Genomic DNA, 15,345 nt, shown 5'->3' with positions numbered 1-15,345 from the left:
TGTCGCCCCCGGTGGGATTCGAAATGTGCTCTCCCACCGAAGGATTGAGGTGTCAGCTCAATCCGACCAAGGAGTCACCATGACCACCGTCATCGCCACCGCGGCAACCGCAGCCGGCTTGGCTACCCACCACGACCACTGGAACGGCCCCGGGCCGTGGTGGCCGATCTTCCCCTTCCTGTGGCTGCTGTTCATCGTCGGCCTCTTTGCCAGCTTCCGCTTCTTCGGGATGCGTCGCTGGCGTCAGGTGCAGGGCTACGCCGGCACCCGCGCCGGTGCGGCCAAGCTCGCCGAGCGCTACGCCGCCGGCGAGATCGACGAGCAGGAGTACGAGCGCCGGCTCGCCACCCTCAAGCGGATGGGCTCGTCATGACCGGCTCCGACCCTGTCGTCGAGCTCCGTGACCTGACCAAGAAGTACGGCCAGCTCGCCGCGGTGGACGGGGTCAACCTGACCGTCCACCGCGGGGAGGTCTTCGGGTTCCTCGGCCCGAACGGCGCCGGGAAGACCACGACCCTGCGGATGCTGCTCGGCCTCATCCGCCCCACGAGCGGCGACGCTGCAGTCCTGGGTGTGCGCCCGGGCGACCCGGACGCGTTGCGGCGCATCGGTTCCCTCATCGAGGGCCCCGGCTTCTACCCCTACCTCACCGGCCGCACCAACCTCCGGACCATGGCGAGGTATGCCGGTGTCCCGGCGTCCAACGTCGGCCCGGCTCTCGAGGCCGTCGGTCTCGCAGACCGTGCGGGTGACAAGTTCGGGACCTACTCGCTGGGCATGAAGCAGCGCCTCGGCGTGGCCGCGGCCCTCCTCAAGGACCCGGAGCTGGTCATCCTTGACGAGCCCACGAACGGCCTTGACCCGCAAGGCATGCGGGACATGCGCGAGCTCATCGTCGATCTCGGCCGCCAGGGACGGACCGTCATCCTGTCGAGCCACCTGATGGGCGAGGTGCAGCAGATCTGCGAGCGGGTTGCCGTCATCGACCGCGGCCGCATCGTGCGGGAGGGCACCGTCGAACAGCTGCGCGGGGACACCGAGCTCGAGCTCGTCGCCACTCCGTCGGACGTGGCCGTCGCTACCCTCCGCGCGCTCTCCTTCGTCGACGACGTGCGCACCGAGGCCGGGTGCCTGCTCGTCAAGGTGGGCACCCGGCATACCGCGGAGATCACCCGCGCCCTCGTCCACGCCGGCGTTGCCGTGACCGGCGTGCGCCGCACCGAGCGCGAGCTCGAGGACGTCTTCTTCGACCTGACCACTCATGAGGACAAGGAGCTCAGCCATGTCTGACCTCGTCAACGTCACCCGGGCCGAGCTGGCCAAGCTGGTCCGTCGGCCGGCAGCCTGGGTGCTGCTCGCCGCGGCCATCACGCTCGACCAGGTCTTCGGTTTCGTCATCCCCTACCTGTCCTACAAGAACGGCTCCGGGGGAGCCATGACCGACGGCGAGTCCCCGGCCCAGCTGCTCGCCGGGACGCTGCCCGCCCAGGTGATCACGAACACGACGGCAGCGTTCCCGGTCTTCGCGGGCGCACTGGCCCTGGTGCTCGGCGCCCTGGTCGCCGGCAACGAGTTCACCGGCGGCACCCTCAAGACCCTGCTCACCCAGGGACCGCGGCGCGCCTCGGTGTTCGGCGGCCAGCTGCTGGCCCTCGTCACAGCGGTCGGTGTCGGCGTGCTGGCGCTCTTCCTGACCTGTGCTGCAAGCGCTCTGGGCATCGCACTAGTCGAGGACCAGGCCGTCGGGTGGCCCTCGATCGGGGACCTGGCTGCCGGGCTCGGGTCGGGGTGGCTGGTGATGGCGATGTGGGCCTCGCTCGGCGCGGTCTTCGGCGTCGTGCTGCGTTCGGTCGCTCTGCCGATCGGCCTGGGAGTCGTGTGGATCCTGGGCATCGAGAACCTCATCTCGGCCGTGGCCCGCACCTCCCTCACGGCGCTGCAGCCACTGCGGGACCTGCTGCCCGGCGTGAGCTCGGGCTCGCTGATCAGCTCGGTGCTGCCCGTGCAGATCGGACCGCTGCCTCCCGGTGTGCAGTCGACCGTGAGCGGCGAGCGTGGCCTGGCGACCGTTGCCGCGTATGCCGTCGTGGCGGCCCTCACCGTCGTTGTCGTCGGTCGTCGCCGGGACGTGAGCGCGTAGGGAGACGCGAGCTGGGCGTCAGCCGGCCATGCTGGCGAGCTGGACCTCGATCTGCTCAGCCGACAGCACGTGCTGGATCACCATGGTGGCCGCGCCGAGCACGCCGGCGTGGTCGCCGGTGCGTGCGGCGACGATCTGCAGCTCGCCGGTGGCCAGGGGCAGGGAGCGTCCGTAGACGACCTCGCGCACTCCCGCGAGCAGGCTCTCGGCCGACTGCGCGAGGATGCCGCCCACAACGATGACCTCGGGGTTGAGCATGCTGACACAGGTCGCCAGGACCTCGCCGATGTCGCGGCCGGCCTGGCGCACCGCGTGCGCAGCTGTGACGTCGCCGGCGCGGACGAGGTCGACCAGTCCGCGACTGTCCGACGCCTCGATTCCCTGTGTTCGCAAGGCTTTCACGATCGCCGGCCCACTGGCGATGGCCTCGAGACACCCGAGGTTGCCGCAGGTGCACAGGGCGTCGCCGCCGTGTGGCGCCGCCACGTGGCCGAGGTCGCCGGCCGCGCCCTTGGCACCGCGATGGAGGCGTCCGCTGCTGATGATGCCGGCGCCGATACCCGTGGCCACCTTGACGAAGACGAGGTGCTCCACGTGCGGGTAGACGGCGGCGTGCTCACCGAGCGCCATGATGTTGACGTCGTTGTCCACGAGGACAGGCGCACCCAGCCCGGCTGACACGTGGGCCGGGACGTCGTAGCCGTCCCAGCCGGGCATGATCGGCGGTGCGGCAGGCTTGCCGGTCGAGTGCTCGACTGGGCCGGGGAGGCCGATGCCGACGCCGGCCAGGTCCTGTCGCGTGCGTCCGGCGGACTTCAGCAGCGCCTTGCCGGTGCGGACCAGCGAGTCCAGGACGAGACGGGGCCCCAGGGTGATGTCGAGCTGCTCGGCGCGCTCCGCGATGACGGTGCCGTTGAGGTCGGTGAGGGCGACGAGGGAGTGGGTCGCCCCGATGTCGGCGCCGAGCACGACGCGGGCCCGGGGGTTGAAGGCGAACCTGGCCGGGGGGCGGCCGCCGGTCGACGCGGCTTCACCTGAGGGCGCCAGCAGCCCAGCAGCGAGGAGAGCGTCGACCCGGGTGCCGACCGTCGAGCGCGCCAGCCCGGTGAGCTGGATGAGCTCGGCCCTCGTGCGTGGGGTCCCGTCCCGCATGAGCTGCAGCAGGTCGCCGGCGCCGGAGGTCCCGGCGACGGTGGCAAGGAGGCCTGCGCTGTTCACGGTGGTAGTGAAGCACAGCGGACTTCTCTCGGCACATCAGACAGATGATCGTGGGCGACATCAAACTTTTGCTTGACGGGTGCGCAAAAGTAGGGCTACCTTCCGGAGCATGACCCGAGGCACCGGCGCCTCGCCCTTGCTGGTGATGGCCGACATCGTGAAACGCTTCCCCGGCGTGGTCGCCCTACGTGGCGTCGACCTCGAGGTGCGCCCGGGCGAGGTCCACTGCCTGCTCGGTCAGAACGGCGCAGGGAAGTCCACGCTCATCAAGGTCCTGGCCGGTGTGCACTCGCCCGACGAGGGCCGGATCTCGTGGAACGGCAACGACATCCAGCTGTCGCACCCGCAGGCGGCGATGGACCTCGGCATCGCGACCATCTACCAGGAGCTCGACCTCGTCGAGGGCCTCACGGTCGCCGAGAACATCTACCTCGGGCACGAGAAGACGCGGTTCGGCTTCTCTCGCCGGGCCGAGGCCTCCCGCGCCACCGCAGCGCTGCTCGCCCGGCTCGGGCACCCCGAGATCTCCCCGTCCGCCGAGGTCGGCAGTCTCTCGGCAGCTGGTCAGCAGATCGTCAGCATGGCCCGGGCGCTGTCCCGCGACGCCCGTCTGATCGTAATGGACGAGCCCTCAGCGGTGCTCGACAGCGGCGAGGTGCAGCGGCTGTTCAAGGTCATCCGCGACCTCACCGCAGACGGCGTCGCCGTCATCTACATCTCGCACCGGCTCGAGGAGATCCGCACCATCGGCGACCGCGTGACGGTCCTCAAGGACGGCGCCACGGTCGCCACCGGGCTCGAGGCCCGCGAGACCCCGACCGCGGAGATCATCCGGCTGATGACCGGCCGGGCGATCGAATACGTCTTCCCCCCGCGTCCCGGCGTCCCGGACGGCGATCCGCTGCTGTCCGTGGTGGGCCTTGCTCGCGCGGGTGAGTTCTCCGACATCAGCTTCGACGTCCGACCTGGCGAGGTCCTCGGTCTGGCCGGGCTCGTGGGCGCCGGTCGCTCCGAGATCGTCGAGACCGTCTTCGGCGCCCGCAAGGCCGACCGCGGCACCGTCTCGGTCGCCGGGCGCACCCTGCGCCCGGGATCGGTCGACGCGGCCGTCCGCGCCGGCGTCGGGCTCTGCCCGGAGGAGCGCAAGAGCCAAGCCCTGCTGCTCGGTGACTCGGTGGCGAGGAACATCTCCCTCGCCAGCCTGGCCCGCTTCGGGAGGGCTGGGTTCCTGGGCTCGGACGGCGAGCGGCGCGCCGCCGAAGAACAGGTCAAGGCCCTCGACGTGCGGCCCGGCAAGGTCGACGCCGAGATGCGGACGCTCTCCGGCGGCAACCAGCAGAAGGTCGTGCTGGCCCGCTGGCTGCTCCGGGACTGCAAGGTCCTGCTGCTCGACGAGCCCACCCGTGGCGTCGACGTCGGCGCACGCTCCGAGATCTACGCGCTCGTGCGCCGGCTCGCCGACAGCGGTGTCGCCGTCGTCGTCGTGTCGAGCGAGATCGAGGAGGTCCTCGGCCTCTCCGACCGCGTCCTGGTCATCGGTGAAGGAAGTCTGCTGCACGAGGGCCCGAGCCCCGAGATCGACGAGCACGGTGTGCTCGACATCATCATGAGAGGAGACGCCGCATGAGCGTCGACGCGACCGCGCAGAACGGTGCCCCGGGACGCAGCGGGTCTCCGGTGCCCGATCCGGACCGCCAGCAGACGGTGGCACCGGAGGCCACGCACCAGAGCCGCTTCACCGCGCTGCTCGCCAGCTCGTTCGGCCGCAACCTGGGTCTGGTGATCGCCCTGGTCCTCCTCTGCGTGGTGGGCCTCGCCACGGCCGGCGACCGCTTCGGCACGTTCGACAACGCGATGACGATCCTGCGCCTCGCCTCGGTGATCGGGGTGATCAGCGTCGGCATGACCTTCGTCATCAGCGGCGGTGGCATCGACCTGTCCGTCGGCGCCATCGTCGCCCTCGGGTCGGTCTGGGCGACGACCGTCGCCACCCAGGCGATGGCCGCGGACGTCCACTGGATCGTCATGGTCTTCACCGCGGTCCTCGTCGGCGCCGCGTGCGGCCTGGTCAACGGGGTGCTCATCGCCTATGGGCGGATCGCGCCCTTCATCGTCACGCTGGCGATGCTGGCGGCCGCCCGCGGGCTCGCCGAGATCATCGCCAAGCGACGCACCCAGATCATCACCGACCGCGACTTCATCGACTTCTTCAACGGCAACGTCATGGGCGTTCCCGTGCTCGTGATCATGTTCGCACTCGCGGCCGTGGTCGGCTGGCTCCTGCTCAACCGCACGACGTTCGGCCGTCGCACGCTCGCCGTCGGTGGGAACCCGGAGGCGGCCCGCCTCGCCGGCATCAAGGTCCAGCGCCAGACCGCCTACCTCTACATCCTGCTCGGCGTCGCCTGCGGCATCGCGGCCGTCATGATCATGGCGCGCACCACGACCGGCTCGTCGACGCACGGGCAGCTCTACGAGCTCGACTCCATCGCCGCTGTCGTCATCGGCGGAACCCTGCTGAGCGGGGGCCGCGGAACGATCGTCGGCACCGTGTTCGGCGTCCTCATCTTCACGACCCTGACCAACGTCTTCACACTCAACGACCTCGACACCTCGACCCAGGCCGTTGCCAAGGGCGCCATCATCATCGCCGCCGTGCTGCTCCAGCAGCGGGTGGCCGGGCGCTCCCACAAGACCTGAGGCACCGACCCGCTCTCGAGGTCCCGCCTCGCCAGCTCTCGCAGCACCATCCAGCTCAGCCGCACGGCATACCCGCTCGTCACCCAGCCCAGCCATCTCGCTGAGCACCTCAAAGGAGAGATCATGACAGTCCTTCGCTCCACCCGATCCCGCGGAATCCGTGTCGCTGCAGGCCTCGGCGTCCTGGTGGTCGTCGCTGCCGGGTGCACCGGCAACAGCGCCGACGACGGCACCGGCTCGCAGAGCAGCGCTCCTCGCGCGGCCAGTGACAACGACGCCCCCGGCAAGAAGGTCGTCATCGGGTTCTCGGGTCCCGCGGCCGACCACGGCTGGCTCGGCGCCATCAACAGTGCCGCCAAGGCCGAGGCGGGGAAGTACTCGGACGTCGAGTTCCGGACCGCTGAGGGCACCAACGACGCCAGCCTGCAGATCAGCCAGATCGAGACCTTCATCAACGACAAGGTCGACGCCATCGTGCTGCTGCCGACCGACGGTGCCGCGCTCACCGAGGTCGCGACCAAGGCCATGAACGCCGGGATCCAGGTCGTCAACGTCGACCGCGAGTTCTCCAGCCCATTCGCCGCCCGCACCACCATCCTCGGCGACAACTACGGCATGGGCGTCAGCGCCGGCACCTACGCCTGCAAGCTGGTCAAGGACAAGAACCTCAGCAACCCCGTCATCGCCGAGATCGCCGGCATCGACGCGCTCCCGCTGACCCAGGACCGCAGCAAGGGCTTTGCCGACGCCCTGAAGGCCTGTGGCCAGACGGTCGACAACCGCGTTGCCGCCGCCTTCACCGTCGAGTCCGGCGAGAAGGAGGCGTCGAACCTCCTCCAGGCCGCGAAGAAGATCGACATCATCTGGAACCACGACGACGACCAGGGCATCGGCGTCATGCAGGCCTTCGACAACGCCAACCGCCACGAGTTCGCCTTCATCGGTGGCGCCGGCTCGTCGAACGCCATGCAGTGGATCAAGGACGGCAAGATGGAGGCCACGGTCATCTACCCGCCGACACAGGCCGCTGACGGTGTGCGGCTGGCCCGCCTGCTCGTCCAGCAGAAGGGCCTCTCCGACCTGGTCCAGGTCGAGGTCCCGCGTCGCATCGTCCTCAACGCCCCCGTGGTGACCAAGGCGAACGTCGACAAGTACCTGCCGCTCGGCTTCAAGTCCTGACGGTCGTCATCAGTTCCGGTGCCCGCGGGGAGGCGACCCCGCACCCGCGGGCACCGGCTCCACGACGGACCGACGACACACGGCGGAAGGGTGCCTCGATGTCATCACACGACCGGCCGACCATCGGGATCGGCATGATCGGTTACTCCTTCATGGGCCAGGCCCACTCCCACGGGTGGCGCAACGCCCGCAGCTTCTTCGACCCGGCGCTCATGCCCGAGCTCGTGGTGATCAGCGGCCGCGACGGCGCCGCAGCGAGCGACGTCGCGAGGAGGTTCGGCTGGCGGCACGTCGAGACCGACTGGCGTGAGCTCATCGCCCGGGACGACGTCGACCTGGTCGACATCTGCACGCCCGGCGACACCCACGCCGAGATCGCCCTGGCTGCGCTCGCGGCCGGCAAGCACGTCCTGTGCGAGAAGCCGCTGGCCAACACGGTCGAGGAGGCCATCGCCATGGCCGACGCTGCGAACCGGGCACGGGCCGACGGCATCCGGTCGATGGTCGGGTTCACCTACCGCAGGGTCCCTGCCATCACCCACGCGCGGAACCTGGTGCGGGACGGGCGGATCGGCGAGATCCGGCACGTGCGGGCACAGTACCTGCAGGACTGGCTCACCGACCCGGAGTCCCCGCTCACGTGGCGGCTGCGGAAGGACCGGGCCGGTTCCGGCGCCCTCGGCGACATCGGGGCCCACGTCATCGACCTCACCCAGTTCATCACGGGCGAGCAGCTGGCCGGCGTCAGCGCGATCACCGAGACGTTCGTCAAGGAACGCCCGCTCTCCGGCGCGGTCCACGGCCTGCGGGCCGAGGTGAGCGAAGGACGTGGGCAGGTCACCGTGGACGACGCGGCTGTCTTCGTCGGTCGGTTCACCGGTGGTGCGCTGGCCACCTTCGAGGCGACCCGGTTCGCGACGGGGCGCAAGAACGCGATTCGCCTGGAGATCAACGGGTCTGGTGGCAGCATCGCCTTCGACTTCGAGGACATGAACGTCCTCAGCTTCTTCGACGCCTCCGCGCCGGCGACCGAGGCCGGGTTCACCCGGATCCTCGTCACCGAACCCGAGCACCCCTATGTCGGGGGCTGGTGGCCGGCCGGTCACGGCCTGGGCTACGAGCACGCGTTCACCCACCAGGCCGTCGACCTCCTCGAGGCCATCGCCGAGGGGCGCGACCCGGAGCCGTCGTTCGCCGACGGTCTCGCCATCCAGCGCGCCCTGGCAGCTGTCGAGACCAGTGCAGCGAGTGGCGCGGCCTGGACTCCCATCGAGCTGGTCGCTGCGCCGTCGTGACCATCGCACCGACCGATCCGCCCGCCCACGTCCCGGAAGGAGGTCCACGGTCCGTTCCGCTACACCCCCTGTCATTGCAGTGACGAAGGAGCAGCATGAACACCCAGCACCAACCCAACCCCCTCGAGCTGGTCAAGGGGCTCGGCCTCAACCGCCGCCAGTTCCTGGCCGCCACCACCGGCATGGCCGCGGCAGCGACCGTGGCCGGGATTCCCCTTGCCACCTCTGCGAGCGCGGCCCCCGGCGCCAACGGCGTCGTCGTCCCGCCCGGCAAGCGGGGAATCATCCTCTACACGGTTCGTGACGCGATCTCGCGCGACCCGGCTACCACGCCCTACGCGTCCGGCTTCAAGGCGGTCCTCGAGGAGCTCGGCCGGATCGGCTACAAGCAGGTGGAGTTCGCCGGGTTCGGCCAGCACGCCAACGCGCCGGGCGGCAACGTCAACACCGTCGCCGGCGCCCAGCTGCTGCGAACCTGGCTGGACGACAACGGGATCGAGGCCGAGGGCAACCACGGCAGCATCCCGTCGACCGTCACCGACGCCACGCTGGCCCAGTTCGACGCGGCCTGCGAGGTGGCCAACATCCTCGGCATGGGACACATCGGCACGGGCAACGACCCGACCGGCAGCGCCTACCTCGCCGACTGGGTCGCGGCCGCCGAGCGCTGGGACGTCTTCGGGCAGCGAGCCGCCTCGCACGGGCTGAAGCTCTACACGCACAACCACGACGTCGCCTACAGCTTCCTGCTTGACAGCGGCCCGCTGGACGCCCAGGGTCGCCCGACCCGCTCCTCCGGAACCCGCCGCCTGGAGCACTTCCTCGCCAACACCGACCCGGCGTACGTCTACCTCGAGATGGACATCTACTGGGCGCACGTCGCGAAGTACAAGCACACGGCATACACGGCTGCGGACGGGAGCACGGTCACCTCGATCTTCAACCCGCTCTCGGTCGTCCAGAAGCAGCCGATCCGCTTCCCCTTGTTCCACGCCAAGGACGGCGACTCGCGACCCGACCTCGCGAACGGCTACGAGATGGTGCCGTTCGGGACCGGCGACATCGACTACAAGACGTTCCTGACCCAGACCGGGGCCAAGGGCTACCACAACCCGATGTACGAGCAGGACACTGCACCGGGCGGGGCTGCCAACCCAGGTCAGTCGCTCGAGTACTCGCGCATCAGCTACCAGAACATGGCCGCGCTGCGCGGCTGACCGACCCGCGTGCCGCCCGACTCTCGTGGGCGACACGCGGGACCGGTCCCCGGCATGCGGTAGACCGTTGCAGCGGCACCGCACGCCGGGGACCGGCTTCCGCCCCGACTCTCTGCAAGCAGGACGTGACCCGGATTCTACGGACGTGGACCGGACCAGGAGCACCCTTTGGAGGACACCGTGGCTCGACCGATCACCCTCTTCACCGGACAGTGGGCCGACCTCCCGTTCGAGGAGGTATGCCGGCTGGCCGCCTCCTGGGGGTACGACGGGCTCGAGATCGCGTGCTGGGGCGACCACTTCGAGGTGGACCGCGCCCTGGCGGAGGACGACTACGTGGCGGGCCGCCGCGAGATCCTCGAGCGGCACGGGCTCGGGGTGTGGGCGATCTCCAACCACCTCGTCGGGCAGGCGGTCTGCGACGACCCGATCGACCAGCGGCACCAGGACATCCTGCCGGCGGCCATCTGGGGCGACGGTGACCCCGAGGGCATCCGACAGCGTGCTGCCCAGCGGATGGCCGACACGGCCCGGGCCGCAGCCAAGCTCGGGGTGGACGTCGTCATCGGCTTCACCGGCTCGGCGGTCTGGAAGTACGTCGCGATGTTCCCGCCGGTCTCGGCAGCCACGGTCGAGGCGGGGTACCAGGACTTCGCCGACCGCTGGAACCCGATCCTCGACGTCTACGACGAGGTGGGCGTCCGCTTCGCCCACGAGGTGCACCCGAGCGAGATCGCCTACGACTACTGGACCACCGTCCGCACGCTGGAGGCCATCGACCACCGGCCGGCGTTCGGGCTGAACTGGGACCCGTCGCACATGGTCTGGCAGGACCTCGACCCGGCGGCCTTCATCTGGGACTTCCAGGACCGGATCTACCACGTGGACTGCAAGGACGTCCGGATGCGAGTCGGCAACGGCCGCAACGGTCGGCTGTCCTCGCACCTGCCGTGGGCCGACCCGCGCCGCGGGTGGGACTTCGTTTCCACCGGCCACGGCGACGTACCGTGGGAGGACTGCTTCCGCACCCTCGGTGCGATCGGCTACTCCGGTCCGATCTCGGTGGAGTGGGAGGACGCCGGGATGGACCGGCTGGTCGGTGCAGCGGAGGCGGTGGGGTTTGTGCGGCGGCTGGCCTTCGAACCCCCTGAGGCTGCGTTCGACGCCGCCTTCAGCTCGAGCAAGGACACGGATGCCACCGAACTAGGGAGCGACTCATGAGCGACTTCACGCCGACCCGCGACGACAAGTTCTCGTTCGGGCTGTGGACCGTCGGCTGGCAGGGCGTCGACGTCTTCGGTGGCGCCGTGCGCCCGCCGCTGGACCCGGCCGAGGCGGTGCACCGGCTGTCCGACCTCGGTGCCTGGGGCATCACCTTCCACGACGACGACGTCATCCCGTTCGGCAGCACCGCGGCGCAGCGGCTCGAGCGGATGGCGCCGTTCCGCAAGGCCCTCGCCGACACCGGACTGGTCGTGCCGATGGTCACGACGAACCTGTTCTCCCACCCGGTCTTCCGTGACGGCGGGTTCACCAACAACGACCGCGACGTGCGTCGGTTCGCGATCCGCAAGGTGGCCGACAACATCGACCTCGCGGTCGAGCTCGGCGCCACGACCTTCGTGGCGTGGGGTGGCCGCGAGGGAGCCGAGTCCGGTGCGGCCAAGGACGTCCGGGCGGCGCTGGACCGCTACAAGGAGGCCTTCGACCTCCTCGGCGACTACGTCCTCGCCCAGGGCTACGACCTGCAGTTCGCCCTCGAGCCCAAGCCGAACGAGCCGCGCGGCGACATCCTCCTCCCGACCATCGGGCACGCGCTGGCCTTCATCAACGAGCTCGAGCACCCGGAGCTGGTCGGGCTCAACCCCGAGGTCGGCCACGAGGAGATGGCCGGGCTCAACTACGCGCACGGCATCGCGCAGGCGCTGTGGCACGGCAAGCTCTTCCACCTCGACCTCAACGGTCAGCACGGCCCGCGGTTCGACCAGGACCTGCGGTTCGGTGCGGGCAACGCCCGTGGGGCGTTCTGGACGGTCGACACCGTCGAGCACGGTGGCTACCACGGCCCCCGTCACTTTGACTTCAAGCCGCCACGCACCGAGGACATGGACGGCGTCTGGGCATCGGCGTCCGGCTGCATGCGCAACTACCTGATCCTCAAGGAGAAGTCGCGTGCCTTCAGGGCCGACCCGGAGGTGCAGGAGGCCCTAGTCGCCGCGCGGCTCGACCAGCTGGCGGTCCCCACCCTCTCGGTCGGCGAGTCGCTGGCGGACCTGCGCGCCGAGGCCTTCGACCCGGAGGAGGCAGGCGTTCGCGGCATGGCGTTCGAGCACCTGGACCAGCTCGCGCTGGAGCACCTCTACGGCGTGCGCAGCTGACCTCGCCGCTCCCACGGATTGTTGCCAAACCCCTTGGGAGGTATGACAATCAAAGTGTTCGGCCCGCCTTGGATCGACGGACCGCCTTCAAGGAAAGGTGGTTGCTACCACCATGAAGCGATGGACCCATCCACAGGATCTCGTTGCTCTGATCGCTGGCGCCTACGCGGCCCTCTCGCCGTTGTGGACCACCACGACGGGTCGGGCGACCACAACCATGGTCGTGCTCGGCGTCATCACCGCAGCCCTCGCCCTGATCGAGCTGGTGAGGCCGGACATGATGTCCGTCGAAGGACTCACCGCCCTCATGGGCGCACTCATGATCGCCGCTCCCTGGGTGATGGGCTTCAGCGGCACCCGACCGGTGGCCTGGACCTCGTGGATCGCCGGCGCGGTCGTCCTCGTGGTCGGTGCCGCGGACCTGCAGGTCACCCGGTCGCACCACAGGGGCACGATGGCGACCTCGCACTAGGGGTTCAAGGCCTCGCACCAGGGGGGTCGTCAGACGACGCTCAACAGCGCCAGCGCATAGGCGCACTCGGGGTCGGGGTCACGGAAGGTGCCCCGGCCCCCTTCGTCCTCGACCTGGACGAGCCAGTCGTCGCCGTCCCGGTGCAGACCGACGAACCGCTCGCCCAGCAGCACCCTCAGCTGGTCCTCGCGCGGCATCCACAGCGCGCTGTCCAGGGTGACCGAGTCGAGTGCCCACTCGGTGGTCCCGTTGAACGCCAGCAAGGGCTGGCCCTTGAAGGTGTGCACGTCGATCGTGAGGTGGCTGATCCAGAACACCTCGCCGACGACGTTGGGCTGGTCGATCGTGAACCGGTCGCCCGGGGTGGGCTCCCAGAGCACCCCGCCCTGGCTGAGGCTGCGTGACAGCTCCACCGTGATCATGACTCGAGCCTACGTCGCCGCGGGCGACCGGTCGCGGCCGACGACGAGAGACGACGAAGAGGTATGCCGCGCAGCCCGAGCTCGCACGCGGCATACCTCCGTCCTTGGGTGGCGTTGTCCGCGCACGGCCTCAGAGGAGGTCGAACGCGCGGAGCTCGTCCTCGGACATCAGGCGCGAACGGATGAGGAAGCGCACACCTTCGGGCGCCTCGACGGAGAAGCCGCTGCCCCGCCCCTTGACCACGTCGACCGTGAGGTGGGTGTGCTTCCAGTAGGCATACTGCGAGACGGACATCCAGAACTCGATGGGATCCAGGACCCCGCCCACGGCAAGCTCGGCGAGCAGCACGTCGGCGTCACCGGTGATGAACTCGCCTGCGGGATAACACATCGGGGAGCTGCCGTCGCAGCACCCTCCGGACTGGTGGAACATCAGCGGGCCGTGCTTCGCAGTGAGGCGGCGGAGCAGGTCCGCCGCCTCACGCGAGAGGTCGACCCGGTTGTGCTGCGGGTCCGACACCGACGCGGACGTCGGGTCGGTGGCAGCCTCCGGTGAGGTCATCGGTCTAGAAGAAGCCGAGGGCGTCGGGTGAGTAGGAGACGAGGAGGTTCTTCGTCTGTTGGTAGTGGTCGAGCATCATCTTGTGGTTCTCGCGACCGATGCCGGACTGCTTGTAGCCACCGAACGCCGCGTGGGCGGGGTACTGGTGGTAGCAGTTCGTCCAGACCCGGCCGGCCTTGATGCCGCGGCCCATCCGGTAGGCCCGGGACCCGTCGCGGGTCCACACGCCGGCGCCGAGGCCGTAGAGCGTGTCGTTGGCGATCTCGAGCGCCTGCGCCTCGTCGCTGAAGCTGGTCAGCGAGACGACCGGGCCGAAGATCTCCTCCTGGAAGACCCGCATCGAGTTGTCGCCCTCGAAGACGGTCGGGGTGACGTAGTAGCCCTCGGCGAGGTCGCCGTCGAGGACGTTGCGCTCGCCGCCGGTGAGCACCTTGGCGCCCTCCTGCCGGCCGATGTCGAAGTAGGACAGGATCTTCTCGAGCTGGTCGTTGCTGGCCTGGGCGCCGACCATCGTGGTCGTGTCGAGCGGGTCGCCCTGGATGATCTTCTCCACGCGCTCGATGGCGTCGCCGACGAAGTCGCTGTAGATCGACTGCTGCACGAGGGCTCGTGACGGGCAGGTGCAGACCTCGCCCTGGTTGAGCGCGAACATCGAGAAACCCTCGAGGGCCTTGTCGTAGAACGCATCCGACTCCGCTGCGACGTCGTCGAAGAAGACGTTGGGGCTCTTGCCGCCCAGTTCCAGCGTGACCGGGATGATGTTCTGCGAGGCGTACTGCATGATCAGGCGGCCGGTCGTCGTCTCGCCGGTGAAAGCCACCTTCGCGACCCGCGGCGAGGACGCGAGCGGCTTGCCGGCCTCGACGCCGAAACCATTCACCACGTTGAGGACGCCGGCCGGGATGAGGTCGCCGATGAGCTCGAGGAGCTTGAGGATGGACCAGGGCGTCTGCTCGGCGGGCTTGAGGACCACCGCGTTGCCGGCGGCCAGGGCGGGCGCGAGCTTCCAGGTGGCCATCAGGATCGGGAAGTTCCACGGGATGATCTGCGCGACCACGCCAAGCGGCTCGTGGAAGTGGTAGGCGACGGTGTCGGAGTCGATCTCGCTGCTCGAACCCTCTTGGCCGCGCAGCACACCGGCGAAGTAGCGGAAGTGGTCGACGGTCAGCGGGAGGTCCGCGGCCAGGGTCTCGCGGACCGGCTTGCCGTTGTCCCAGGTCTCGGCGATGGCCAGCGCCTCGAGGTTCTCCTCGATGCGGTCGGCGATCCGGTTGAGGATGAGCGAGCGCTCGCCCAGGGACGTCTTGCCCCACGCCGGGGCGGCGGCGTGCGCAGCGTCCAGGGCCGCCTCGATGTCCTCGACCGTGCCACGGCCGACCTCGGTGAAGGCCCGGCCGGTGACCGGGGAGATGTTCTCGAAGTACTCGCCCTTCTTCGGCTCGACCCAGTTGCCGCCGATGAAGTGCCCGTAGCGCGGCTCGACCGTAACCTTCGAGCCTTCGGATCCGGGGGGTGCGTAGACCGTCATCGCTGTTCTCCCAACGTCTTTGGTGGTGCCCCGCTGCGGGGTTGGGGTGACGTTAGGCAGCGCAACGTTGCGAGCACGTTGCACGCCGCGAGCGCACACTGCCAGGTATGCCGCACGGCGGAGTTGCGACGTGCAGTGGCGCACCGCCGGGGGTGCGGCGAGCGTGGAAGGCGGTGCCAACGCGGCATACTGCACGTCGTTGCGCCGCCTCCGGCACGGGGTGAGCCGGGACTT

At 69.5% G+C, this 15,345-nt stretch carries 15 protein-coding genes; 11 read left to right on the top strand and 4 right to left on the bottom strand.

The window, feature by feature from the left end; all coding sequences use genetic code 11:
- Window positions 1–79 precede the first annotated feature (79 nt).
- Genes EAH86_RS16075 through EAH86_RS16065 form a run of 3 tightly spaced genes read left to right on the top strand, consistent with a single transcriptional unit; the run spans window position 80 to window position 2,140 of the window.
- The gene (locus tag EAH86_RS16075) at window positions 80–373 is read left to right on the top strand and encodes an SHOCT domain-containing protein (protein ID WP_140742544.1); all 294 of its coding nucleotides are present in this window, start codon (window positions 80–82) and stop codon (window positions 371–373) included.
- Window positions 370–1,290 carry an ABC transporter ATP-binding protein gene (locus EAH86_RS16070; RefSeq protein ID WP_140742542.1) on the top strand — a complete coding sequence of 307 codons (921 nt, stop codon included), beginning with the start codon at window positions 370–372 and terminating at the stop codon, window positions 1,288–1,290. Before EAH86_RS16075 ends, EAH86_RS16070 begins: the two co-directional genes overlap by 4 nt.
- The gene (locus EAH86_RS16065; RefSeq protein ID WP_161988678.1) at window positions 1,283–2,140 is read left to right on the top strand and encodes an ABC transporter permease subunit; all 858 of its coding nucleotides are present in this window, start codon (window positions 1,283–1,285) and stop codon (window positions 2,138–2,140) included. The genes EAH86_RS16070 and EAH86_RS16065 overlap by 8 nt, the downstream gene beginning before the upstream one ends.
- An 18-nt stretch (window positions 2,141–2,158) precedes the next feature.
- Here EAH86_RS16065 and EAH86_RS16060 read toward each other — a convergent pair whose 3' ends face one another.
- Window positions 2,159–3,292, bottom strand: coding sequence for an ROK family protein (locus EAH86_RS16060; protein WP_140742742.1), 1,134 nt, complete (start codon window positions 3,290–3,292; stop codon window positions 2,159–2,161).
- Between the two features lie 175 nt (window positions 3,293–3,467).
- Here EAH86_RS16060 and EAH86_RS16055 point away from each other — a divergent pair, with 175 nt between their 5' ends.
- From EAH86_RS16055 to EAH86_RS16020, 8 genes are all read left to right on the top strand, one after another.
- Window positions 3,468–4,985 (top strand): sugar ABC transporter ATP-binding protein, encoded by a 1,518-nt coding sequence (locus tag EAH86_RS16055; RefSeq protein WP_241668404.1) that lies wholly within the window; start codon window positions 3,468–3,470, stop codon window positions 4,983–4,985.
- Complete coding sequence (locus EAH86_RS16050) at window positions 4,982–6,058, top strand: ABC transporter permease (RefSeq protein ID WP_140742538.1); 1,077 nt, start codon at window positions 4,982–4,984, stop codon at window positions 6,056–6,058. Before EAH86_RS16055 ends, EAH86_RS16050 begins: the two co-directional genes overlap by 4 nt.
- A gap of 123 nt (window positions 6,059–6,181) precedes the next feature.
- On the top strand, window positions 6,182–7,237 hold the full coding sequence (locus EAH86_RS16045; protein WP_140742536.1) for a substrate-binding domain-containing protein: 1,056 nt from the start codon (window positions 6,182–6,184) through the stop codon (window positions 7,235–7,237).
- Between the two features lie 98 nt (window positions 7,238–7,335).
- Window positions 7,336–8,532, top strand: a complete 1,197-nt coding sequence (locus tag EAH86_RS16040; protein ID WP_140742534.1) for a Gfo/Idh/MocA family protein — start codon at window positions 7,336–7,338, stop codon at window positions 8,530–8,532.
- 95 nt (window positions 8,533–8,627) lie between these two features.
- Complete coding sequence (locus EAH86_RS16035) at window positions 8,628–9,749, top strand: sugar phosphate isomerase/epimerase family protein (RefSeq protein ID WP_140742532.1); 1,122 nt, start codon at window positions 8,628–8,630, stop codon at window positions 9,747–9,749.
- A 180-nt stretch (window positions 9,750–9,929) separates the two neighbouring features.
- Window positions 9,930–10,970, top strand: coding sequence for a sugar phosphate isomerase/epimerase family protein (locus EAH86_RS16030; RefSeq protein ID WP_140742530.1), 1,041 nt, complete (start codon window positions 9,930–9,932; stop codon window positions 10,968–10,970).
- Window positions 10,967–12,127, top strand: a complete 1,161-nt coding sequence (gene xylA, locus EAH86_RS16025) for a xylose isomerase (RefSeq protein ID WP_140742528.1) — start codon at window positions 10,967–10,969, stop codon at window positions 12,125–12,127. The genes EAH86_RS16030 and xylA overlap by 4 nt, the downstream gene beginning before the upstream one ends.
- 112 nt (window positions 12,128–12,239) lie before the next feature.
- Window positions 12,240–12,599 carry an SPW repeat protein gene (locus EAH86_RS16020; protein WP_140742526.1) on the top strand — a complete coding sequence of 120 codons (360 nt, stop codon included), beginning with the start codon at window positions 12,240–12,242 and terminating at the stop codon, window positions 12,597–12,599.
- Window positions 12,600–12,628: 29 nt separating this feature from the next.
- Here the strand turns inward: EAH86_RS16020 and EAH86_RS16015 are convergent, their stop codons facing one another.
- The 3 genes from EAH86_RS16015 to exaC form a co-directional block, all read right to left on the bottom strand.
- Window positions 12,629–13,021 (bottom strand): hypothetical protein, encoded by a 393-nt coding sequence (locus EAH86_RS16015; protein ID WP_140742524.1) that lies wholly within the window; start codon window positions 13,019–13,021, stop codon window positions 12,629–12,631.
- A 130-nt stretch (window positions 13,022–13,151) separates the two neighbouring features.
- Window positions 13,152–13,583, bottom strand: coding sequence for a DUF779 domain-containing protein (locus tag EAH86_RS16010; RefSeq protein ID WP_140742522.1), 432 nt, complete (start codon window positions 13,581–13,583; stop codon window positions 13,152–13,154).
- Between the two features lie 4 nt (window positions 13,584–13,587).
- A complete protein-coding gene (gene exaC / locus EAH86_RS16005) occupies window positions 13,588–15,111 on the bottom strand; it encodes an acetaldehyde dehydrogenase ExaC (RefSeq protein WP_140742520.1) in 1,524 nt (507 codons plus the stop codon).
- Between the last annotated feature and the right edge of the window lie 234 nt (window positions 15,112–15,345).

The sequence above is a fragment of the Pedococcus bigeumensis genome, from assembly GCF_006438965.1.
GTDB lineage: Bacteria > Actinomycetota > Actinomycetes > Actinomycetales > Dermatophilaceae > Pedococcus > Pedococcus bigeumensis_A.
This window is presented reverse-complemented; position numbering and strand designations above follow the sequence as displayed.

Coding starts and splice junctions, on each gene's coding strand:
- EAH86_RS16015 (WP_140742524.1), bottom strand. CDS start 13,021: ATGATCACGGTGGAGCTGTCACGCAGCCTCAGCCAGGGCGGGGTGCTC.
- exaC (WP_140742520.1), bottom strand. CDS start 15,111: ATGACGGTCTACGCACCCCCCGGATCCGAAGGCTCGAAGGTTACGGTC.
- EAH86_RS16075 (WP_140742544.1), top strand. CDS start 80: ATGACCACCGTCATCGCCACCGCGGCAACCGCAGCCGGCTTGGCTACC.
- EAH86_RS16065 (WP_161988678.1), top strand. CDS start 1,283: ATGTCTGACCTCGTCAACGTCACCCGGGCCGAGCTGGCCAAGCTGGTC.
- EAH86_RS16070 (WP_140742542.1), top strand. CDS start 370: ATGACCGGCTCCGACCCTGTCGTCGAGCTCCGTGACCTGACCAAGAAG.
- EAH86_RS16035 (WP_140742532.1), top strand. CDS start 8,628: ATGAACACCCAGCACCAACCCAACCCCCTCGAGCTGGTCAAGGGGCTC.
- EAH86_RS16050 (WP_140742538.1), top strand. CDS start 4,982: ATGAGCGTCGACGCGACCGCGCAGAACGGTGCCCCGGGACGCAGCGGG.
- xylA (WP_140742528.1), top strand. CDS start 10,967: ATGAGCGACTTCACGCCGACCCGCGACGACAAGTTCTCGTTCGGGCTG.
- EAH86_RS16055 (WP_241668404.1), top strand. CDS start 3,468: ATGACCCGAGGCACCGGCGCCTCGCCCTTGCTGGTGATGGCCGACATC.
- EAH86_RS16060 (WP_140742742.1), bottom strand. CDS start 3,292: ATGCGGGACGGGACCCCACGCACGAGGGCCGAGCTCATCCAGCTCACC.
- EAH86_RS16020 (WP_140742526.1), top strand. CDS start 12,240: ATGAAGCGATGGACCCATCCACAGGATCTCGTTGCTCTGATCGCTGGC.
- EAH86_RS16010 (WP_140742522.1), bottom strand. CDS start 13,583: ATGACCTCACCGGAGGCTGCCACCGACCCGACGTCCGCGTCGGTGTCG.
- EAH86_RS16040 (WP_140742534.1), top strand. CDS start 7,336: ATGTCATCACACGACCGGCCGACCATCGGGATCGGCATGATCGGTTAC.
- EAH86_RS16045 (WP_140742536.1), top strand. CDS start 6,182: ATGACAGTCCTTCGCTCCACCCGATCCCGCGGAATCCGTGTCGCTGCA.